This is a genomic window from Comamonas kerstersii (assembly GCF_002056725.1).
GTDB lineage: Bacteria > Pseudomonadota > Gammaproteobacteria > Burkholderiales > Burkholderiaceae_C > Comamonas > Comamonas kerstersii.
This window is the reverse complement of sequence record NZ_CP020121.1, coordinates 2223719-2246137: the sequence shown is the minus strand read 5'-3', so window position 1 is coordinate 2246137 and position 22419 is coordinate 2223719. Positions and strand designations below refer to the sequence as shown.

Sequence of the window (22419 nt, the reverse complement as noted above, 5' to 3'; positions counted from 1 at the left end):
CAGTCGCAGCGCTTTAGCTGCCTGCTACCTTCATGCGGTTGATCAGCACCGAACCAACGGTCTTGGCACCGTAGTTATACGCATCTGCGCCCACAGCCTCAATGCCCTGATACATGTCCTTGAGGTTGCCTGCGATGGTGATCTCCTGCACGGGGAAAGCAATCTCGCCGTTTTCCACCCAGAAGCCAGAGGCACCGCGCGAGTAGTCGCCGGTCACATAGTTCACGCCCTGGCCCATGAGTTCGATCACGAACAGGCCCGTGCCCAGCTTCTGGAGCATGGCCTTCAGATCGTCGCCACGGCGGGTCAGGCGGGAGGTCAGCGTCAGATTGTGCGAACCACCGGCATTACCCGTGGTCTTCATGCCCAGCTTGCGGGCCGAGTAGCTCGACAGGAAGTAACCCTCTACACGGCCATCCTCCACCACCATGCGGCGACGCACCTTCACGCCTTCGTCATCGAATGGCGAGCTGCCCTTGCCGCGCAGGATGAAGGGGTCTTCTTCGATATTGATGTGCTTGGGGAAGATCTGCTGGCCCAGCGAATCCAGCAGGAAGCTGCTCTTGCGATACAGCGTGCCGCCGCTCACCGCCTGCACAAAGCCGCCAAGCAGACCAGCCGCCAGTGGCGACTCGAACAGCACAGGGCATTCGGTCGTAGGAATCTTGCGGCTGCCCAGACGGCTCAGGGCGCGCTGGGCGGCATAGCGGCCAATTTCCTCGGGCGTAGCCAGCTCCACGGCATCGCGCATGGAGCTGTACCAGAAGTCGCGCTGCATCTCGCCGTTCTTGCCGGGCAGCGAAGCAATCGGCGCGACAGAAATGCTGTGGCGCGAGCTGGCGTAACCACCGCGAAAGCCCCGGGTGTGAGCACTGTAGAAATGGCTTTGCTGGGCCGAGACACTGGCGCCCTCGCTGTTGGTAATGCGCTTGTCGGTCGCCAGGGCAGCCGCTTCGCACTCAATGGCGATACGTGCAGCCTCTTCGCTGGTCACGGCCCATGGGTGGAACAGGTCCAGGTCCTTGTGCGTGTCTTCGGTGGCGATATCGTCCGCATCGGGCAGACCGGCTGTGGGGTCTTCCGCGGTAAAGCGTGCAATATCAAAGGCGGCCTGCACGGTCTGCTTGACGGCTGCTTCCGAAAAGTCAGACGTGCTGGCATTGCCACGGCGCTGGCCGATATAGACCGTCACGCCCAGCGACTTGTCGCGGTTGCGTTCTACGGTTTCCAGCTCCCCCTTGCGCACGCTGACGCTCAGGCCGCAGCCTTCGGAAGCATCGGCACCGGCATCGGTGGCACCCAGCTTTTTAGCGTGTGCCAGGGCCTGGTCCACCAGACCTTCAAAAAACGAACGGCTGTAGCTGAAGCCGGAATCAGCCTGCGCTGCAGTGGTGCTTGTAGAGCGTGTACGGGGTTTGTTCATAGCGCCGGATATGATACCGAGCACTGCAGCCCCTATGCGCTGCCACCCTATTCCCTCTGAATAAAAGACATGTCACGCAAACCGAAAAAAGGCTATTACGTGAAGGGCGTGTTCGTTGCTGAAGGCAGCGAGCGTGACCTGGAGCTGAAGGCCGAACTCAAAGGCACCTGGGACCAGACCCGCACCGACCTGAAAAAAGAAAGCGATGCGCTGCAGGACCTGGGCGAAGCCCTGCTGGGCCTGCGCCCCAAGCTGCTGGCCCGTCTGCAGCTGCCCGAAAAGCTGCTGGAAGCCCTGGCCGAACACAAGCGCCTGACCAACTTTGAGGCCAAGCGCCGCCAGATGCAGTTCATTGGCAAGCTGATGCGCAAGCTGGAAGAAAGCCAGGTCGAAGCCGCCAAGGCCGCGCTGGAAGAGCAGCGCACCGGCGTGAGCCTGGAGCAGACCAATGTGCTGGTGGCCGAACAGTGGCGCGATCGCCTGATCGACAGCGACGACCACCTGGGCATCTGGCTGGATCAGTTCCCCGCCACCGATGTGCAGCAAGTGCGCGCGCTGATGCGCCAGGCCCGCAAGGATGAAGCCACAGCCAAGCAAAAGGCCGCAGAAGCCGAAGCCAGAGGCCAGATCCTGCCTCCTGCCAAGAAGGGCCGCGCCTACCGCGAGCTGTTTCAGCTGCTGCTGTCTCACATCAATGGCACACACGGCCAGCATGATGAAGAACAGGCCATCGACGAGGATGCTGACGAATGAGCACGCATGACGCCGTCAAGATTGGCATTGTCTCCATCAGCGACCGCGCCAGCAGCGGCGTCTATGAAGACAAGGGCCTGCCAGCCATGCAGGACTGGCTCACTCGCGCACTGCACAACCCCATCACCTTCGAAGCACGGCTGATCCCTGATGACCAGGCCACCATCAGCCAGACGCTGATCGAGCTGGTGGATGCTGGCTGCAGCCTGGTGCTGACCACCGGCGGCACCGGCCCAGCCCTGCGCGATGTCACGCCTGAAGCGACGCTGGCCGTGGCGGACAAGGAAATGCCGGGCTTTGGCGAGCAGATGCGCCAGATTTCCCTGCGCTTTGTGCCCACGGCGATTCTGTCGCGCCAGGTGGCGGTGATCCGTGGCCAGAGCCTGATCATCAACCTGCCCGGCCAGCCCAAGGCGATTGCCGAGACGCTGGAAGGCCTCAAGGATGCTGATGGCAAGCAGCTGGTCAACGGCATTTTTGCCGCCGTGCCCTACTGCATTGACCTGATTGGTGGCCCGTACCTGGAAACCGTGGATGCGGTGTGCAAGGCATTTCGCCCCAAGAGCGCGATCCGCGCCCCCCAGGGATAAGCCATCCCCCACTGACAAGGCACATGCCCGCCATGTGCCTTTTTTACGTCTGGCGGCCTGCCCGCAGGACTGCCACCGCCTATGAAGCAAAACCTCTCTCTGACCGTGATTCTGGCCATGTGCACCATGATGGGTGCACTGGGCATAGACACCTACCTGCCCTCGTTCTACGCCATCAGCCAGGAGTTTGAGGCACCCACCGCTGCCGTACAGCAGACCCTGAGCGTCTATGTGCTGGCCATGGCGGTGACCATGCTGTTCTACGGCTCGCTCAGCGACACCTTTGGCCGCCGCCGTGTGCTGCTGTTCTCCAGCCTGGGCTATGCGCTGACCTCCTGCGTTGCTGCCTTTGTCAGCAGCATTGAGGGTCTGGTGCTGATCCGCTTTGCCCAGGGCGCCATGGCTGGCTCGGGCATGGTGGTGGCACGTGCCATCGTGCAGGACCGCTTTCAGGGTGCAGATGCCCAGCGCATGATGAGTCTGGTCATGTTCTGCTTTGGCCTGGCTCCGGCACTTGCGCCTATCTTTGGCGGCTGGCTGCAGACCCATGGCGGCTGGCGCGCGACCTTCTTCTTTCTGGCAGCCTTCGGCGCCATCCTGGTGCTGCTGTGCTGGCGGGTGCTGCCCGAGACCCTGCCCGCTGCCAAGCGCCAGCCGCTCAAGCTGGGGGTGATTGCGGGCAACTATCTGATGGCGCTGCGCCACTCGCAATTTCGCTTGATGGTGGCAGGCACAGCGATGATGACAGGGGCCACCGCCATCTACATCAGCTCGGCCGCCGAGTTTGTCATGGGCGTGCTCAAGCTCGAGGCCACCTCGTTTGGCTGGCTGTTCATTCCGCTCATCGGCGGCTCCATGCTGGGCTCTGCCCTGTCAGGTTCGCTGGCACGGCATATTCCCGTGCGCATCCAGAAAGCCATTGGATACACCTGTCTGGCCATTGGCAGTGCCAGCAATGTGCTCTACAACCTCTCGACCGACACCCCTGCCGTGCCCTGGGCCGTGCTGCCGATTGCCTGCTACACCTTGGGCATTTCGCTGCTGATGCCCATTCTGTCGCTGCAGATCATGGGCACCTTCCCGCAGATGCGCGGCCTGGCTTCGTCGCTGCAGGGTTTCACGCAGATGAGCGTGTTTGCCATCATGGCCGGCATTGTGGTGCCACAGCTGTTTCACAGCGGCCTGGCACTGGCGCTGGGCCATGCGGTCTCGGTCAGCGCAGGCATGCTGATCTGGTGGATTGCAGCGCGCCGCGCCAAGCGTCTGGAACTTTCAGAAAAGTGAGCAGTCAGCGCTTGATAAACCTGTATTTCCGATTCAAAAATATTTGAAAAGCTTATAAATCAAGCGCTAGCAGCTCTATTTTTGAGAGTTTCTCCACAAAAAAAAGGCCATCCATGGATGGCCTTTTTGCTGCACGCCTGCTGCTTACAGCTTCTGCGTTGCCATGAAGGAATCAAAGCGCCCTTCGGCAAAGCGGAACCACAGCACCTGGTCGCGCTGGAAGTTACGGTAGCTGCTGTAGATCTTCTTCCAGTCTGGATTGGATGCAGCCAGTTCATCGTAAAGCTCCATGGTGGCCTTGAAGGAAGCTTCCAACACCTGCTGCGAGAAAGGCAGCACCTTGGTCTTGGCAGCAACCAGCTGCTTGATCGCACCGGGGTTGCGTGCGTCATAACGTGCCTGGCAGGTCACATGGGCTTCGTAGGATGCAGCGCGCACCACAGCCTTGTACTCGTTGCTCAGGCTGTTGAAGGCCTTGTTGTTGATATAGAAGGACAGGTTCAGCGAGCCTTCCCACCAGCCGGGGTAGTAGTAGAAAGGTGCGACCTTGTTCAGGCCCAGCTTCAGATCGTCGTAGGGGCCAATCCACTCGGCCGCATCGATCGTGCCTTTTTCCAGCGCCTGATAGATTTCGCCAGCAGGAATGTTCTGGGGCACTGCGCCCATTTTTTCCAGCACCTTGCCCGCAAAGCCACCCACGCGGAACTTCAGGCCCTTGATGTCTTCCGGCGTCTTGATTTCCTTGCGGAACCAGCCCCCCATCTGCGCCCCCGTATTGCCACCGACCAGCGGCACGACGTTGTACTTGTCGTAGAACTCGCCCATGAGCTTGCCGCCATCGCCATCGACCATCCACGAGGTCAGCTGGCGCGAGTTCATGCCAAACGGAATCGCACCGCCAATGGCAAACACCTCGTTCTTGCCAAAGAAGTAGTAAGGCGCGGTGTGGGCCACTTCCACAGTGCCGCTTTGCACACCGTCGACCACGTTGAATGCTGGCATCAGCTCACCCGCCTGGTGAACGGACACATCAAATTTGCCTCCGGTCATGGACTTGACCGCCTGGGCAAACACTTCGGCAGAGCCGTAAATCGTGTCCAGAGATTTGGGGAAGCTGGATGCAATACGCCAGCGAATAGCAGGTTGTGCGTGCACCGCTGGGGCTGCTGCTGCAGCCACAATGCCGGCGATACCGGCATGCTTGAGCATGGAACGACGATCCATTTTGAAGTCTCCTTTTGGGCTAGAAAAAAAACCCCCTCCTGCACCGCTTCTGGGACGGTTTAGCAGGCAAAAAAGCCGGAATGCGATGTCACTCTCATCCCGGCTTTATCTGAACGAAGCCAGCGCACCTGCGTGCAGCTTCGGCAAGCAAATTACAGCTTCACGCCTGTCATGTACTGGTTGTAGCGCAGCTCGGAGAAGCGCTCCCACAGCAGCTGGTCACGCTGGAAGGCGCGCATGTCCTGGTGGATTTCCTTGAAGGCAGGGTCGCGCGCCTCGTGCTCCGCAAACACTTCCATGGAGGCCTTAAAGCCTGCGTCCATGACATCCTTGGGGAACGCCTTGAGGATGGTCTTGTCCGCCACCAGCTTCTTGATGGCCACGGGGTTGAATGCGTCGTACTTGGCGGTCATGTCGCGCGCAGCGATGCGGGTAGCCACATCCACCATTTCCTTGTACTCGGCAGGCAGGGCGTTGTAGGCCTTGGCGTTCACGAAGAACCCCAGCTCTGCACCACCTTCCCACCAGCCTGGGTAGTAGTAGTAAGGTGCCACCTTGTTAAAGCCCAGCTTCTGGTCGTCGTGGGGGCCTACGAACTCAGTCGCGTCCAGCGTACCCTTTTCCAGTGCCTGGTACACATCACCAGCAGGCATGTTCTGCGACACCACGCCCAGCTTGGCCATGGCTTCACCGAACAGGCCGCCGCCCAGACGCATCTTCAGGCCCTTGAGGTCGTTGACAGACTTGATTTCCTTGCGGTACCAGCCGCCCATCTGCGTGCCGGTATTGCCCGCGCTGTAGCTCTTGATGTTGTAGTTGGCGCAGAACTTGTCGAACAGCTTGCGGCCATTGCCATGCTCCATCCAGGCATCCATCTGGCGTGCAGTCAGGCCAAAAGGCACGGCGCAGCCAAAGGCAAAGATGGCATTCTTGCCCGTGAAGTAGTAAGGCGCAGTCTGCGCCATTTCGATGGTGCTGTTTTCAATCGCATCCACCACGCCAAAGGCAGGCATCAGCTCGCCAGCAGCGTGCACGGACACTTCAAACTTGCCACCGGACAGCGCCTTGACAGTCTGAGCAAATTTTTCGCCGCTGCCGTAGATGGTGTCGAGCGACTTGGGAAAGCTCGACGCCATGCGCCAGCGCACCGCAGGCTGCGCGTGAACGGCAGGTGCCACGCCAGCCGCCAGCACGCCAGCAATACCTGCTCTTTTGATGAGGGAACGACGGTCCATGTTTACTCCTTGAATTTCATACGCAGCCGCCTTCAGGCATGGAATCTCCCCGAAAAACCATGCACAGAAGGGGACACAAAATTCTAGGAATAGAGGCCCTGATCACTTTCCCGGGTAAACCCCCGAAAGCTTCTATCCTTCAGCCTGATGTCAGGCACAAGAGGCTTGAGCCCCTTGATGCCGTCAGACAAAGTCAGGCCAGAAAACGTTCACGAATGGAGCGCTCAATACCCGCTGCATCCAGCCCCTGCAGGGCCAGCAGCTTGGCAGGGTCTCCGTGCTCGATGAACTGGTCGGGCAAGCCCAGATGCAGCACAGGCAGCGTCAGGCCAGCTGCGCTCAGGGCTTCCGACACGGCAGCACCTGCGCCGCCTGCAATACAGCCTTCTTCCAGCGTGACCAGCACGTCATGCGAAGCTGCCAGCTCGCGCACCAGCTCCACATCCAGCGGCTTGACCCAGCGCATATTGGCAACCGTGGCGTCGATGTGCTCTGCCACCTGCAATGCAGGGTAGAGCAAGGTGCCAAAGGCCAGAATGGCAATGCGGGGCTGGGTGCTGCCGTTTTCGCCCTGGCGCGCAGCCTGGCTCTGGCGGCGAATTTCACCCTTGCCAAATGGCAGCGCAGACAGGTCATCCAGCGGCTCCACGCCCACACCAGCACCACGTGGGTAGCGCACGCACACGGGATGGTCTTGTTCGTAGGCAGAGGTCAGCAGCTGACGGCATTCACGCTCATCCGCAGGTGTCGCCATGCTCATATTGGGAATGCAGCGCACATAGGCAATGTCGTAGGCACCTGCGTGGGTGGCACCGTCCGCACCGACCAGACCTGCGCGGTCCAGCGCAAACACTACGGGCAGGTTTTGCAGCGCCACGTCGTGAATCAGCTGGTCATAGGCACGCTGCAGGAAGGTTGAATAAATCGCCACCACTGGCTTGACACCTTCACAGGCCAGGCCTGCCGCAAAGGTCACAGCATGCTGCTCGGCAATACCCACGTCGTAGTAGCGATCAGGGAAGCGCTTTTCAAACTCCACCAGGCCAGAGCCTTCACGCATGGCGGGCGTAATACCCACCAGACGCTGGTCCTGCGCTGCCGTGTCACACAGCCATTTGCCGAACACCTGGGTGAACGTGGGCTTGGAGGGCGCGCTGGATTTGACAATTCCTACGGCAGGGTCGAACTTGCCGGGGCCGTGGTAGGCAATAGGGTCAGCTTCTGCCAGCTTGTAGCCATGACCTTTCTTGGTGACTACGTGCAGGAACTGTGGGCCTTCCAGACTGCGGATGTTTTCCAGCGTGGGGATCAGCGAATCCAGATCATGGCCATCAATGGGGCCGATGTAGTTAAAGCCAAAGTTCTCGAACAGCGTCGCAGGCACCACCATGCCCTTGGCACTTTGCTCCAGGCGCTTGGCCAGTTCCAGCAGCGGAGGCACCTTGCTGAGCACGTTCTTGCCCACGTTGCGCGCCACGGCGTAGAACTGACCGCTCATGAGCTGGGCCAGATAGCGGTTGAGCGCACCCACGGGTGGGCTGATGCTCATGTCATTGTCATTGAGGATGACCAGCAGATTGCCATCCATGACCCCGGCATTGTTCAAGGCCTCAAAAGCCATGCCTGCCGTCATGGCGCCATCGCCAATCACGGCAATCGCACGGCGGTTTTCGCCCTTGCGCTTGGCCGCCATGGCCATGCCCAGTGCCGCAGAAATACTGGTCGAGGAGTGCCCGACCCCAAAGGTGTCGTACTCGCTTTCCGAGCGCAACGGAAAGCCTGAGATGCCGCCCAGCTGACGCAGCGTAGACATGCGATCACGGCGGCCCGTCAGAATCTTGTGCGGGTAGGTCTGATGGCCAACGTCCCAGACGATGCGGTCATACGGGGTGTTGAACACATGGTGCAGCGCAATGGTCAGCTCCACCGTGCCCAGATTCGAACTCAGGTGCCCACCAGTTTTCGACACGCTGTCCAGCACATAGGCGCGCAACTCGTCAGACAGCACTTTGAGGTCACCGCGTGACATGGCACGCAGGTCAGAAGGTGTGTTCACTTTCTGCAGCAAAGGGTAGGCATTCGTGGTCATTAGCAAATTATTCAAATCAAATTGCACACAGCAAACAGCGCTTGCTCACTCGGGGGTAGCGCAGCAATCCGACAACAGAAAACACATCCCCAGTCAGCACTCAATGTGAGCGCGAAACGACCATATGTGCCAACGCCGACAGGGCGCGCACATCCGTCAGACAACTTTCCTTCAAGGCCTGCAAGGCCTGCTGCTGCAGCACATTGGCATAACTGCGTGCGCCATCCAGCCCCATGAGTGACACAAAGGTGGGCTTGTCATTGGCTGCATCCTTGCCAGGGGTCTTGCCCAGTGTGGCAGCATCGGCCACCACATCCAGCACGTCATCCACCACCTGGAAGGCCACGCCCAGCGCTTCGGCATAGCGCGCCAGCGCCTGCTGCACAGGCTGTGACACCTGTGCACAGGCAACACCCATGGCCACACTGGCCTGCAGCAGCGCACCGGTCTTGAGACCGTGCATGTGACGCAGCTCCTGCTCACTCAAAGCCTTGCCGACGCTGGCCAGGTCAATGGCCTGACCGCCTGCCATGCCCCGTGAACCAGCGGCCTGCGCCAGAATGCGACACAGCTTGGCCTGCATGGCCGCTGGCACTTCTGCCTCCGAAGGCGTCAGCAGCTCAAACGCCAGCGCCTGCAGAGCATCGCCGCCCAGCAAAGCCTGGGCTTCACCGAACTGCACATGCACCGTAGGCTTGCCGCGGCGCAGCACATCGTTGTCCATGCAGGGCATGTCATCGTGCACCAGCGAATACGCATGGATCAGCTCTACCGCGCAGGCCGCACGCAGCGCGGCCTCAGGCAGGCCGTTGACAGCCTGCGCTGCCGCCAGCACCAGCAGAGGGCGAAGGCGCTTGCCGCCATCGAGCACGGCGTAGCGCATGGCATCGCCCAGGTTCGCTGGTGCATCCACACCCACCCATGCCGACAATGCCTGCTCGGTGCGCTGCAGTTGCGCATCCGTCCATGCCTGAAAATCAAATACCGATGTGTCGGTGCTGCTGGTGGGAAGATCTGTTGTCATCACAATCTGAGTTTCCATAGCGCCCACTCAGTCCTGCGACCATTGCTTGATCTGGCCGTCATCCAGCGCACGGATTTGCGCCTCCACCTCATCGAGCTGCTTGCGACAGAACTCCAGCAGAAAGGAAGCACGGCGATAGCCATTCATCATTTCACCCAGAGGCAGCTGCCCGGACTCCATGGCTACAGCCAGCGTTTCCAGCTCCGCAACTGCGGACTCATAACTGTCGGGAGGGGTGGAAATGTCGGCGATCGCGACGTTTTTTGCCTTGGGCATGGTGGGCGCTCGTGGGTTTGGGGAATCAGGGATTTTAGGCTGTGCAGCCATTTCCACGGCGCATTCAGCCCTGTACGCACCAGAAGGAGGCATATTTCCTGCAATATCCCGCTAATTATTTGATTTAAATACACATAAAACGCCCGCGAAAATAACCCCACCGCATACAATCCCATTCCCCGTCGAACCGGCACACGCCATTGCATAGACGGACATAGGCTTGACTTGCTACTGTCCATCATGCTCTGGCATAAGCCGGTTTACTTTTTTCACCCGTGCAACAAGCACCTCCCTGTGGGGAGTCTTTAGGTCAGGTCACCCATGTCTGATTTAAGTCTTCAACTGCAGCAGGCCGCAAGCCAACTACCAGTTTCTAGCTACTTTGACGAAGCGCTGTTCCAGCGCGAGATGGAACTCATCTTCCAGAAAGGCCCACGTTATGTCGGCAGTACGGTGTCCGTCCCAGAAATTGGCGACTACTACGCACTGCCTCACGAAAACGAAGGCCGTGCGCTGGTTCGCAATGACAAGGGCGACATAGAGCTGATCTCCAACATCTGCCGCCACCGTCAGGCCGTCATGCTCAAGGGCCGTGGCAATCTCAAAACCGAAGGCAAGGGCCACGCAGGCGGCAATATCGTCTGCCCTCTGCACCGCTGGACCTACAACCCCAGCGGCCAGCTCCTGGGCGCCCCCCAGTTTTCACAAGATCCCTGTCTGCACCTGAACAACTACAAGCTGCGCGAGTGGAATGGCATGCTGTTCGAGGACAACGGCCGTGACATCGTGGCTGACCTGGCTGGCATGGGCCCTCGTGAGCAGCTCAACTTCGAAGGTCTGGTGCTGCACCATGTCGAAATGCATGAGTGCAACTACAACTGGAAGACCTTCATCGAGGTCTATCTGGAGGACTACCACGTCGGCCCCTTCCACCCCGGCCTGGGCAACTTTGTGACCTGTGACGATCTGAAGTGGGAATTCGCCAAGGAATACTCCGTGCAGACCGTGGGCGTAGCCCCCACCTTCGGCAAGCCTGGCTCTGATGTGTACAAGAAATGGCACGAAGTGCTGCTGAATTACCGCAACGGTGAACTGCCTGAGCGCGGCGCCATCTGGCTGACCTACTACCCCCACATCATGGTGGAGTGGTACCCGCATGTGCTGACCTTATCGACCCTTCACCCCATCAGCCCCACCAAGACCATGAACGTGGTGGAGTTCTACTACCCCGAAGAAATCGCAGCCTTTGAGCCCGAGTTCATCGAAGCCCAGCGCGCGGCCTATATGGAAACCGCTGTCGAGGACGATGAAATCGGCGAGCGCATGGACGCAGGCCGCCGTGCGCTGCTGGAGCGTGGTGACAACGAAGTCGGTCCCTACCAGAGCCCCATGGAAGACGGCATGCAGCATTTCCATGAGTGGTATCGCCAAATCATGGGAGCGCATATCCCCCAGCGCTAAGCAAAAATTTGCTACGCTCACAAGAGCTGCCAGCACCCGATTCATGGGCGCTGGCAGCTCTTTTTGTTTAGACCTATTCACACTGCTTGTGTGAACGGCTCCTGACAGCAGGCACTGCACAACAAAAAACAGCAGGGAGAGGCAATGCAAGTGTTATGGATGGTGGTCGGCGCTTTTCTGTTCGCCACCATGGGCGTGTGCATCAAATACGCAGCGGTGTACTTCAACACCGCAGAAATCGTTTTCTACCGAGGCCTGATCGGCATGCTGGCGCTGTGGGCGCTCAGCTCCTCGCAAGGCATTTCTCTCAAAACCCGCCACCCCTGGATGCACGCCTGGCGCAGCCTGGTGGGCGTGTCTGCGCTGGGCAGCTGGTTCTATGCCATCTCCGAGATGCCTCTGGCCAGCGCCATGACGCTCAACTACATGAGCAGTATCTGGATTGCCGTCTTTCTGCTCGCTGGTGCACTGTGGACGCTGCTGCCCGGCAGCGGTCGCCCCAGACAGCCGCTGAATATTCCCCTGCTCATCACCATCGTGCTGGGCTTCGGCGGCGTGGTGCTGATGCTGCAGCCTAGCTTTGCCCAGGAGCAGACCCTGCCCGCCCTGCTGGGGCTGGGATCGGGTGTGCTCTCTGCCATGGCCTATATGCAGGTGGTAGCGCTGTCACGCATTGGTGAGCCCGAAGCGCGCACCGTCTTCTTTTTTGGCGCTGGCTGCACCCTCGCAGGGTTGGTCGCCTGTCTGATCACCGGCTTTTCGCCCTGGCCCAGCTGGCAGGCTGCCCTGTGGTTACTGCCCGTGGGCCTGCTGGCCGCGGGCGGGCAGCTGTGCATGACACGCGCCTATGCCAGCGCCAAGACCTCGCGCGGAACGCTGGTGGTCGCCAATTTGCAGTACTCAGGCATCGTGTTTGCCGCGCTCTACAGCCTGTTTCTCTTCAATGACGAACTGGGCTGGGAAGGCTGGCTGGGCATGAGCCTGATTGTGCTGTGCGGTATTGCAGCCACCATCTTCCGTGCCAGAGGTACAACCGCAGCATCGTGAGCCACAATGCCAGGCGTAAGAACTTTTTACGCAAGGCCATGACTTACACCACACTGATTACCTCCACACAGCTGCAGGCCCTGCAGGCCAGCGGTCAGCCCTTCATGGTGTTTGACTGCAGCTTTGACCTGGGCGCACCTGCTGCAGGCCGCCAGCAGTATGAGCAGGCACACATCCCCGGAGCGGTCTACGCGGACCTGGAGCAGCACCTGAGCGCCCGTCACGGTGCGCCTGATGCCCACGGTCAGGTGCAGACTGCACAGTCTGACCAGCCAGCCTCTGGCGGCCGCCATCCTCTGCCCAGCCGTGAACGCTTTGCGCAATGGCTGTCCTCCGTCGGCTTTCGCAATGACATGCAGGCCGTGGTCTACGACCGCCAGGGCTGCAATTTCTGTGGCCGCCTGTGGTGGATGCTCAAGTGGGCCGGGCATGATGCGGTCGCGGTGCTCGACGGTGGTCTGCAGCATTGGGTCGCGCATGGCGGCGCCACCGTACAAGGCGAAGAGGCCGCACACTTTCAGTCCAACTTTGAACTCAAGCCCAGTCTGCGCCAGCTGGTGACTGCAGATGAAGTGCTGGCACAACTGCAGCAGGCCGATGCACAGACCATTGTGGATGCCCGCGCCCCGGCGCGTTACCGTGGTGAGGTCGAACCGCTGGACCCCGTGGCTGGACATATTCCGGGCGCACTCAACCGCCCCTTCACGGAAAACATTGCCTTGGACGGACGCTTCAAGCCCAAGGAACTGCTGCGCGCTGAATTCGACGCCTTGCTGCAGGGACGCGATCCTGCCACCGTAGTGCACCAGTGCGGCAGCGGCGTCAGCGCACTACCCAATCTGATTGCCATGGAAATTGCAGGCTTTGCCCCACCCAAGCTGTTTGCAGGCAGCTGGAGCGAATGGTGCAGTGATCCGACACGCCCGGTCGCCAAAAGTTAACAATCTTTTCTATCGCAAAACAGCGGGGTAAACACTGCCCTTTAGCGGCGTTAGATCCCCCAAAGTTGAGGCATGATTCAGGCCTGTGTAGCAAAACGTGACAAAGTATGAAACCTCATACCTGTACTGCTGCACAGCCTGGCTACCTGACAGCACACCACTCCTCGCTGTCACATCCCTCAAGGCCTACGGCCCGCCAGACATCAGACACTCGCCTTGTAAGAATTTCACCTACAAGGACATCAGGCAAAAGAGACAAACCCGGCTTGCCAAAGAGACACGACGCACCGACACACCCCGACTCCAGCTTTTGTTTGCGCTATTTCACAATTCATCCCATCAGATCGCAGCTTGATTCCAAGCGTCAGCGACACCCACGAGCTACGACTCAATTAGGTTTTTGGAAAGGATGAACCATGAATGACGAACAACTGCTTGCCGAGATTCGCGAAGCCAACCTCACTTACCTGATGCTGGCTCAGACTCTGATTCGCAAGGACAAGGCCGAAGCCGTTTTCCGCCTGGGCCTGAGCGAAGAAGCATGTGACATTCTGGGCACCCTTTCTGCTGCACAAATTCTCAAGATCGCTTCGCGCAACACCCTGCTGTGCAGCTTCCGCGTAGATGACGATCTGGTCTGGAGCCTGCTGACCAACCACAGCAGCAACAAGATCGGCAACGAAGCCACCAACACGCTGCACGCCAACATCCTGATGGCCAGCCGCGTCTCCGAAGTTCTGTAATTCACGATCGGCGATACGGAGCACACCACCATGGCTACAGCAGCAACCAAGAGCGTTCTGAACGAATCCAAGCAAATCGAACGTGCCGCCATGCTCATCAAGATGGGCGCGCGCATGCAGGTGCTGGAGTCGGAGACCTCCCTCTCCTACGAACGCCTGATCCGCCTGTACAAGGAAATCGCCGGCAAGTCCCCCTCCAAGGGACAGCTGCCTTTTTCCACCGACTGGTTCCTGACCTGGCAGGAGAACATCCACAGCTCGCTGTTCCTGAACATCTATGAATACATGTCCAAGGGCGTCAATGCGGACTCGGTGGAAATTCTGACCAAGGCCTATCGCCTCTATACCGAGCAGGTGCAGGCCTCGAATCTGGAATGCATGCTGTCCTTCACCCGCGCCTGGCGTCTGATCAAGTTTGTGGATGCCAACATGCTCACCCGCACCAAGTGCAGCAAGTGCAGCGGCATGTTCGTGACAGAACTTTATGAAAACGCGCGCCACTACGAATGCGGCCTGTGCAACCCTCCCGCACGCGCTGGCAAGAGCAAGAGCGCAGGCGCACTGATGCTGCACTGAGCACGCGCTTCCCCCCTTTCCCCTTCTTGACAGCCCACCGCTTGGTGGGCTTTTTTTCTGGATAAACCCTGCCAGCCACCCCGGCTGGGCAGCGATGCCGGACAATAGCGCCCGTGTCCATTCCCCAATCCTTTCTTCAAGAGCTTCTGTCCCGCGTTGATGTTGTCGACGTGGTGGGCCGCTATGTGCAGCTGAAAAAAAGCGGTGCCAACTTCATGGGCCTGTGCCCGTTTCACGGAGAAAAATCGCCCTCCTTCAGTGTCAGCCCCTCCAAGCAGTTCTATCACTGCTTTGGCTGCGGCAAGAACGGCAATGCCATCAGTTTTCTGATGGACCACGCCGGCATGGGCTTTGTGGAAGCCGTTAACGATCTGGCTGGCCAGATCGGCATGGTGGTGCCGCAGGAAGACATCAGCCCCCAGGAGCGTGAGCGCCAGGCCGCTGCCAAGGTCAAGCAGGCCACCCTCAACGATGTGCTCGAACGCGCAGGCGAGGCCTACCGCAGCCAGCTCAAGGCCAGCGCCCATGCGGTGCAGTACCTCAAGAACCGTGGCGTGTCAGGCGCTATCTCCAGCAAGTACGGTCTGGGCTATGCCCCGGCTGGCTGGCGCAATCTGGCCAGTGTCTTTCCGGAATATGACGACCCGCAGCTTGAAGAATCCGGCCTGGTCATCAGCGGTGAAGACGGCAAACGCTACGACCGCTTCCGCGACCGCATCATGTTCCCCATCCGGGACGTCAAAGGCCTGTGCATCGGCTTTGGCGGGCGCGTGCTGGGCGATGAGAAACCCAAATACCTGAACTCGCCCGAAACCCCGCTGTTTCACAAAGGGCGCGAACTCTACGGCCTGTTCGAGGCGCGCGACGCCCTGCGCAGCATGGGCTATGCACTGGTCACCGAAGGCTATATGGACGTGGTGGCCCTGGCACAGCTGGGCTTTCCCAACGCCGTGGCCACACTGGGCACAGCCTGCACGCCTGACCACGTGCACAAGCTGTTTCGCTTTACCGACAGCATCGTCTTCAGCTTTGACGGCGACAAGGCCGGGCGCAATGCCGCACGCAAGGCGCTGGAGGCAGCCCTGCCCTACGCCAGCGACACGCGCAGCATCAAATTCCTGTTCCTGCCGGCCGAGCACGATCCCGACAGCTTTATCCGCGAGCACGGCAGCGATGCCTTTGCCCGCCATGTCTCCAATGCCTTGCCGCTGAACCAGTTCCTGATGGAAGCTGCCAGCATGGAATGCGATCTGGGCCAGGCCCAGGGCCGCGCCAAGTTTTCCAGCCAGGCGCGCCCGCTGTGGCGCCTGCTGCCTGACGGCGCCTTCAAGCGCCTGGTGCTCGGTGAGATTGCCCAGAAAATCCAGATCGACGCGCGCGAGCTGTCTGAACTCTGGGCCCAGGCCGAAGCCCAGGAAAAACGCTTTCAGCGCGGCAGCGCCAGCAGTGCCAGCCACAGCACGGCTGCGCCAGCAGCAGCCAGTGCCAGCGCGCCAGACTGGGTCAGTGAATTTGCGCCCTCGGGCAGCAACGCGCCCTACTACACCCAGCGCAGCACCTATACGGGTCGGCGCAATGGCAAATTCCAGCGCACAGAGCAGCGCCCCATGATGGCCGAGCCGCGCGTTGTACCCTCCACCGGGCCAGATCAGGCCGTGCGCCTGCTGCTGTCGCAGATGCATTTCATGGAGCGGCTGGACAATGACGATCTGGACACCCTCGTCAACCTGCCCGCACCGCACGGCCCGCTGTTCAGCTGGATTGAAAGCCAGTTCCAGGAAAACGGTCCCCAGCCCTGGGCCATGCTCCATGACCGCATCAGCGCCACCCCGCACGGTGCGCTGGCGCTGCAACTCATGAGCGGCCCGCACGGCCACCCGGAAGGCGAGGAGCAGGAGCAGTACCAGGAACTGCGCAACATCCTCAGCCCCATGCTGGCCAAGCGCATCAAGCAGCTGGAGACCGAGCTGCTCATGGCGCTGGCCGCCAACCCCAGCGACAAAAGCGTGGCCGAGCGCTACCGCAGCCTGCTCGAGCGCCGCAGCCGCCTGCAGGCTACGCCCAGCATGCAGGGCAACTGAGTCACACAAAAAAGATAGCTTCTTGCGCTGAAATACTGGGCACTTCAGATAGAAAAATATCTGAAACCCTTGATTGATAAGCGCAAGAAGCTATTTTTTTCATAGAAAGCTCCATCAACCCCCTATTTCTGGCGCTGCGCCAGACCTGACCGCGTCTGTACGCTCTTTGCAAGCACACCAAAAACTGCTGATGCAACAAGCACTTGCTGCAAAAAACTTCAGCGCCAGCCTGCGCCTCTAAAAATATTTACGAAAAAAATGCGCTTACCTCTTGCAATTTCTGCCAAACGCTATAATTGATCAATTACTGGCAAGAGCGACAGCAGCACCTCCGGCCCGGGCCCCGTGATGGAATCACGTGTTGGCAGCAATTGCATGGCCCAATTTCCGCAAGGACTGCACACCAAATGATCGCCCAGACATCTTGCCCTGACAGGAGCCGTTCGCTCCTGCGCGTGCCCATGGCACGTTGATGCGCCGGGTTAGATGGCGCTTGCGTTTTCCCCTTTGTGTGTGTTCGCTTTTGACCAAGAGGTATCCATGCCCGTTGCAAAGTCCAAGCAGGCGCCAGACGCTACAGCCAAGCCCAAAACTTCCAAATCCACGGCAGCCAGTGCCAAGCCAGCCACCAAGGCTGCAGCACCAGCCGCTGTGAAGAAGCCCGCAGCCACCAAGGCTCAAGCGGCTGCTTCCAAGAAAGATTCCGATATGGCGACCCTGTCCCAAGCAGAACTCAAAGCAATGGCCGATGCCCTGTTGGCAGAAGCTACTCCCAAGCGCGGCAAGAAAAAAGCCGACGCTGATGGCGCTACTCCCGCTAAAAAGCCTGCAGCCAAGAAGGCCGCTGCTCCCAAGAAGGAAGCTGTCGTAGCCGAAGAGGTTGTGGAAGAAAAGAAGCCTGCAGCCAAGAAGGCTGCAAGCAAGACTGCTGCTGCCAAGACAGCAGCCACCAAGACACCTGCCAAGCGCGGCCGCAAGCCCAAGGCCAAGGAACCCAGCGATCTGGACGAAGACCTGGGCGACTTTGATGCCGATCTGGAGCTGGAAGCTGAAGCAGAACCCGAAGCCGAGGTCGCAGAAGCCAGCCCCACCGAAAAGGCCAAGCCGCTGCGCATGAAGATCAGCAAGGCCAAGGAACGCGCCTTGATGAAGGAATTCGGTCTGGACGAAACCGTTCTGACTGAAGAAGAAATGAACACCCGCCGTCAGCGTCTGAAGATGCTGATCAAGCTGGGTAAGACCCGCGGCTACCTGACCCACGCTGAAATCAACGACCACCTGCCCGACAAGCTGGTCGATGCTGAAACGCTGGAAGTCGTGATCTCCATGTTGAACGACATGGGCGTGGCTGTGTACGAGCAGACTCCCGATGCGGAAACCCTGCTGCTGAACAACACCGGCCAGTCGGCCACCTCCGAAGAAGAAGCGGAAGAAGAAGCCGAAGCTGCGCTGTCGACCGTGGACTCCGAATTCGGCCGCACCACCGACCCCGTGCGCATGTACATGCGTGAAATGGGCACCGTGGAGCTGCTGACCCGCGAAGGCGAAATTGAAATCGCCAAGCGCATCGAAGGCGGCCTGATGGACATGATGGAAGCCATCTCGGCTTCCCCTGCCACCATTGCCGAAGTGCTGGGCATGGCCGCGGAAATCCGCGAAGGCAAGGTCGTCATCTCCACCATCGTGGACGGCTTTGTGAACGCCGACGAAAACGATGACTACGTGGCCGAAGAAGACTTCGACGAATACGACGAAGAAGACGATGACGACGGCAAGGGCGGCTCCAAGGCGCTGACCAAGAAGCTGGAAGAACTCAAGAACGAAGCCCTGTCGCGCTTTGACAAGATTGCTGACCTGTTCGAGAAGCTGCGCAAGGCCTACGACAAGGAAGGCTGGGGTTCTGCCAACTACATCAAGGTGCAGAAGGCCATCACTGAAGAGCTGATGACCATCCGCTTCACCGCCAAGACCATCGAGAAGCTGTGCGACCTGGTGCGTAACCAGGTGGATGACGTGCGCAAGAAGGAACGCGAGCTGCGCAAGATCATCGTGGACAAGTGCGGCATGCCTCAGGAGAAGTTCATTGCGAGCTTCCCCCCCAACCTGCTGAACCTCAAGTGGGTCGAAGAGCAGGCAGCTGGCGGCCACCCCTGGAGCAATGTGCTGTCGCGCAACATTCCTGCCGTGCAGGAACTGCAGCAGTCGCTGATCGACCTGCAGGCGCGCGTGGTTGTGCCTCTGGATGAGCTCAAGAGCATCAACAAGCGCATGAACGATGGCGAACGCGCCAGCCGTTTTGCGAAGAAGGAGATGATCGAGGCCAACCTGCGTCTGGTGATCTCGATTGCCAAGAAGTACACCAACCGTGGTCTGCAGTTCCTGGATCTGATTCAGGAAGGCAACATCGGCCTGATGAAGGCCGTGGACAAGTTCGAATACCGCCGCGGCTACAAGTTCTCGACCTACGCCACATGGTGGATCCGCCAGGCCATTACCCGCTCCATCGCGGACCAGGCCCGCACGATCCGTATCCCTGTGCACATGATCGAGACCATCAACAAGATGAACCGCATCTCGCGCCAGCACCTGCAGGAGTTCGGCTTTGAGCCTGACGCCTCCATCCTGGCCGAGAAGATGGACATCCCCGAGGACAAGATCCGCAAGATCATGAAGATCGCCAAGGAGCCTATCTCCATGGAGACGCCCATCGGTGATGATGACGACAGCCACCTGGGCGACTTCATCGAGGACACCAACAACACCGCACCCGTGGACGCTGCCATGCAGGCCGGCCTGCGCGATGTGGTCAAGGACATCCTCGACGGCCTCACCCCCCGCGAAGCCAAGGTGCTGCGCATGCGCTTCGGTATCGAAATGTCTACCGACCACACACTGGAAGAAGTGGGCAAGCAGTTTGACGTGACACGTGAGCGTATCCGTCAGATCGAAGCCAAGGCCCTGCGCAAGCTCAAGCACCCCAGCCGTTCGGACAAGCTGCGCAGCTTTATTGACTCGCTGTAAAGCTATGGCTCCTGCCCTCTGACGGGCAGGCAATGGCCCCAACACAAAGGAGACCCCCGGGTCTCCTTTTTTACGCCCAATGTCTGGCGACTGCCAATGGCAAACCATCAGCTGCCAGACTCCTCACGCACAATGCGCCACTGGCCACCCTCCTGCTGCAGCTGCAGGCTCTTGCGAGCGCTGGATCTGTACTCTCCCGATGCATAGTTCTGGTGAAAACTGGCCGTAGCCGTGCTGCCGTCCACCTGCACCCGCAGATCATTGAAGTCCACGGTAATGCCAGGCCGTCCCACAATGCGTTCGCGCCGCTCCTGCTTCCACACCTCCAGTGGCGTGCCCTGCGCAGGCTCAAACCTTGTACTGTAGGCCGCGTAGTAGGCAGGCATGTCCTGCTGCTCCCAGGCCCGTGCCCATGCCATGACAGCAGCCATTACATCTGCAATGGCCTGCTTGCCGTCTGCGGGCACACCCACCGCCGCCGCGCTGGGCTGCTGCACAGGCTGCGCCACTGGGCTGTTCACCACCATACGGGGTGCAGACGCAGCAGGCAGCCCCATGCCCGTGCTGGCCAGCACCTGCTCCACCAGCGCCAGCTTGGATGCCAGCGAGGGTCGCGTGGCATCCAGCTGCGTGGCCTCACCATAGACCTGCGCGGCCATGCGCGTGTGCAGGTCGCCCAGATTCTCCAGCATGAGAATGTATTCGCGCGTGCCCATCACATGCCGCGGCTCGGCACGCTGGCCGGTGACTGTGACAGCATCCATGGTGTTGTCAGTCTGCACCCCTTCTGCTGCAGCAACACGACTGGTGCCAGCAATGACCGCTGCACAGACCAGCCCTGAAACAGCCAGCGCATGCACCAGCCGTGAAGCAGCATGTGGGGCAGCAGCCCGGGAAACAACGCAAGCAAAAGGCATAAGCAGGAACTTTCAGCAATCAATGTGCGATGCGTCTTGCTACAGCCGCATCGGCAACCATCCGGATAAAACGGAAACCCTATCTGCAAACATCGATTCCGCACGCAGGGCATCAACGCAAATGTAAGGCTTTGCGCTGCCCAGCTACCTCCCTATCCACCCGGGCAGTGGTGCAGTGCAGACAAAAAAGGGCAGCCACAGTGGCTGCCCTTGGGTGCGTGCACAGCGCGAGCCTGCTGCTTACACGTATTCCAGCTTCAGCAGCGCAGCCGTGCGCTGGCGCGTTTCAAAGCAGGCCTGCGCATCTTCACGCAGGTCCACCCCGTAGGTAGGGATGATGGTCTTGAGCTTGCCCAGCCAGCCATCGGGCGTGAGCTGCTGGTCAAAGCACTTTTGCAGCACCTGCAGCGCAATATAGGCGGCCGTGGATGCACCGGGCGAAGCACCCAGCAGCGCTGCCAGCGATTTGTCGCCAGACGCAATCAGCTCAGTGCCGAACTCCAGCGTGCCCAGCTTGTCCGTGCCTGGCTTGATGATCTGCACCCGCTGACCGGCCACGGCCTTGCTCCAGTCGATGGAGCGCGCCTGCGGGTAAAAGTCCTTGAGCATTTCGAACTGGTGCGCTTCGCTCATCAGCACCTGTGAGATCAGGTATTCGCTCAGCTCCCAGTTGTCCTTGGCCACATCCAGCATGGGCAGCACATTGCCGGGGCGCACCGAGCGGAACAGATCACTCAGTGAACCCTGCTTGAGAAAGCGCGTGGAAAAACCCGCATAAGGCCCGAACAGCAACGACTTCTTGCCGCCAATGATGCGTGTATCCAGGTGCGGCACAGACATGGGTGGCGAGCCGTGTGGGGCTTTGCCATAGACCTTGGCCTGGTGGCGATCTGCAATGTCCTCCACATCACAGCGCAGCCACACGCCGCTGACCGGAAAACCGCCGTAGCCGTGCCCTTCCGGAATGCCGGACTTCTGCAGCAGCTCCAGCGCCCCGCCGCCTGCACCAATGAACACAAACTTGGCGCTGATGCTCTGGTGCACGTGCGTCTGCGTGTGCTTGCAGCGCACCAGCCAGCGGCCATCTTCCTGCTGCTCCAGATGATCCACATGCTGGTGGTACTGCACCTCCACACCGCTTTGCTGGCGCAGCTGCGCCACCAGCAGATGGGTGAGTGCGCCATAGTCCACATCGGCACCGCTGACAATGCGCGTCGCCGCCACAGGCTGGCCATCCGCGCGGCCTTCCATGATCAGCGGTGCCCACTGTGCAATCTGCGCGCGGTCTTCGCTGTACTCCATGCCACGGTAGCAGTGGTGGGCCGCCATGGCCTTGTAGCGTGCACGCAGATAGGCCACGTTCTCCTCGCCCCAGACAAAGCTCATGTGCGGACAGGGGTGAATAAATGCCTGCGGGTCTGGAATGCGGCCCTTTTGCACCAGGTAGCTCCACAGCTGGCGGGACACGTCAAACTCCGTGTTCACCTCCAGCGCCTTGTGGATGTCCACGCTGCCATCGGCACGCGCAGGCGTGTAGTTCATTTCGCAGTTGGCCGCATGGCCTGTGCCTGCGTTGTTCCAGCCATGCGAGCTTTCCTGGGCGCAGTCGTCCAGCGACTCCACCATGGTGATGGACAAGGAAGGCTCCAGCTCCTTGAGCAAGGTGCCCAGCGTGGCGCTCATGATGCCTGCGCCAATCAGCAACACATCAGTCTGTGTGGAAGAGGTCATAAA

General features: G+C 59.9%; 19 protein-coding genes. 11 read left to right on the top strand and 8 right to left on the bottom strand.

Features of this window, described 5'->3' with window-relative positions:
• Positions 1–13: 13 nt before the first annotated feature.
• The gene (gene pmbA / locus B5M06_RS10460) at positions 14–1423 is read right to left on the bottom strand and encodes a metalloprotease PmbA (protein ID WP_054066477.1); all 1410 of its coding nucleotides are present in this window, start codon (positions 1421–1423) and stop codon (positions 14–16) included.
• A gap of 69 nt (positions 1424–1492) precedes the next feature.
• Here pmbA and yjgA point away from each other — a divergent pair, with 69 nt between their 5' ends.
• From yjgA to B5M06_RS10445, 3 genes are all read left to right on the top strand, one after another.
• Positions 1493–2176: a ribosome biogenesis factor YjgA gene (yjgA, locus tag B5M06_RS10455; protein ID WP_054066478.1), complete on the top strand. Its 684-nt coding sequence runs from the start codon at positions 1493–1495 to the stop codon at positions 2174–2176.
• The gene (mog, locus tag B5M06_RS10450; RefSeq protein WP_054066479.1) at positions 2173–2766 is read left to right on the top strand and encodes a molybdopterin adenylyltransferase; all 594 of its coding nucleotides are present in this window, start codon (positions 2173–2175) and stop codon (positions 2764–2766) included. The genes yjgA and mog overlap by 4 nt, the downstream gene beginning before the upstream one ends.
• A gap of 81 nt (positions 2767–2847) precedes the next feature.
• Complete coding sequence (locus tag B5M06_RS10445; RefSeq protein ID WP_054066480.1) at positions 2848–4050, top strand: multidrug effflux MFS transporter; 1203 nt, start codon at positions 2848–2850, stop codon at positions 4048–4050.
• Between the two features lie 144 nt (positions 4051–4194).
• Here B5M06_RS10445 and B5M06_RS10440 read toward each other — a convergent pair whose 3' ends face one another.
• From B5M06_RS10440 to xseB, 5 genes are all read right to left on the bottom strand, one after another.
• Positions 4195–5274, bottom strand: coding sequence for a TRAP transporter substrate-binding protein (locus B5M06_RS10440; protein ID WP_054066481.1), 1080 nt, complete (start codon positions 5272–5274; stop codon positions 4195–4197).
• A 152-nt stretch (positions 5275–5426) separates the two neighbouring features.
• A complete protein-coding gene (locus tag B5M06_RS10435) occupies positions 5427–6509 on the bottom strand; it encodes a TRAP transporter substrate-binding protein (RefSeq protein WP_054066482.1) in 1083 nt (360 codons plus the stop codon).
• Positions 6510–6702: 193 nt separating this feature from the next.
• Positions 6703–8598, bottom strand: a complete 1896-nt coding sequence (dxs, locus tag B5M06_RS10430) for a 1-deoxy-D-xylulose-5-phosphate synthase (protein ID WP_054066483.1) — start codon at positions 8596–8598, stop codon at positions 6703–6705.
• A gap of 100 nt (positions 8599–8698) precedes the next feature.
• Positions 8699–9622 (bottom strand): polyprenyl synthetase family protein, encoded by a 924-nt coding sequence (locus B5M06_RS10425; protein WP_054066484.1) that lies wholly within the window; start codon positions 9620–9622, stop codon positions 8699–8701.
• Positions 9623–9649: 27 nt separating this feature from the next.
• Positions 9650–9898 carry an exodeoxyribonuclease VII small subunit gene (gene xseB / locus B5M06_RS10420; RefSeq protein ID WP_054066485.1) on the bottom strand — a complete coding sequence of 83 codons (249 nt, stop codon included), beginning with the start codon at positions 9896–9898 and terminating at the stop codon, positions 9650–9652.
• Positions 9899–10219: 321 nt separating this feature from the next.
• Between xseB and B5M06_RS10415 the strand changes: the two genes are divergently transcribed.
• From B5M06_RS10415 to rpoD, 7 genes are all read left to right on the top strand, one after another.
• A complete protein-coding gene (locus B5M06_RS10415) occupies positions 10220–11359 on the top strand; it encodes an aromatic ring-hydroxylating oxygenase subunit alpha (protein WP_054066486.1) in 1140 nt (379 codons plus the stop codon).
• A 144-nt stretch (positions 11360–11503) separates the two neighbouring features.
• On the top strand, positions 11504–12406 hold the full coding sequence (locus B5M06_RS10410; RefSeq protein WP_054066487.1) for a DMT family transporter: 903 nt from the start codon (positions 11504–11506) through the stop codon (positions 12404–12406).
• A gap of 38 nt (positions 12407–12444) precedes the next feature.
• On the top strand, positions 12445–13347 hold the full coding sequence (locus B5M06_RS10405; RefSeq protein WP_054066488.1) for a sulfurtransferase: 903 nt from the start codon (positions 12445–12447) through the stop codon (positions 13345–13347).
• A 416-nt stretch (positions 13348–13763) separates the two neighbouring features.
• Entirely contained in the window at positions 13764–14090 is a 327-nt protein-coding gene (flhD, locus tag B5M06_RS10400; protein WP_054066489.1) for a flagellar transcriptional regulator FlhD, read from the top strand.
• Between the two features lie 30 nt (positions 14091–14120).
• The gene (gene flhC, locus B5M06_RS10395; RefSeq protein WP_054066490.1) at positions 14121–14666 is read left to right on the top strand and encodes a flagellar transcriptional regulator FlhC; all 546 of its coding nucleotides are present in this window, start codon (positions 14121–14123) and stop codon (positions 14664–14666) included.
• Positions 14667–14779: 113 nt separating this feature from the next.
• The gene (dnaG, locus tag B5M06_RS10390) at positions 14780–16747 is read left to right on the top strand and encodes a DNA primase (RefSeq protein ID WP_054066491.1); all 1968 of its coding nucleotides are present in this window, start codon (positions 14780–14782) and stop codon (positions 16745–16747) included.
• Positions 16748–17287: 540 nt separating this feature from the next.
• On the top strand, positions 17288–19768 hold the full coding sequence (gene rpoD, locus B5M06_RS10385; RefSeq protein ID WP_054066492.1) for an RNA polymerase sigma factor RpoD: 2481 nt from the start codon (positions 17288–17290) through the stop codon (positions 19766–19768).
• Between the two features lie 107 nt (positions 19769–19875).
• Here the strand turns inward: rpoD and B5M06_RS10380 are convergent, their stop codons facing one another.
• Complete coding sequence (locus B5M06_RS10380) at positions 19876–20532, bottom strand: YybH family protein (RefSeq protein ID WP_162777415.1); 657 nt, start codon at positions 20530–20532, stop codon at positions 19876–19878.
• A gap of 52 nt (positions 20533–20584) precedes the next feature.
• On the opposite strand from B5M06_RS10380, the gene B5M06_RS17015 reads away from it, so the two are divergent.
• Complete coding sequence (locus tag B5M06_RS17015; RefSeq protein WP_134192523.1) at positions 20585–20812, top strand: hypothetical protein; 228 nt, start codon at positions 20585–20587, stop codon at positions 20810–20812.
• A 113-nt stretch (positions 20813–20925) separates the two neighbouring features.
• Here B5M06_RS17015 and mqo read toward each other — a convergent pair whose 3' ends face one another.
• Complete coding sequence (mqo, locus tag B5M06_RS10375; protein ID WP_054066494.1) at positions 20926–22416, bottom strand: malate dehydrogenase (quinone); 1491 nt, start codon at positions 22414–22416, stop codon at positions 20926–20928.
• Between the last annotated feature and the right edge of the window lie 3 nt (positions 22417–22419).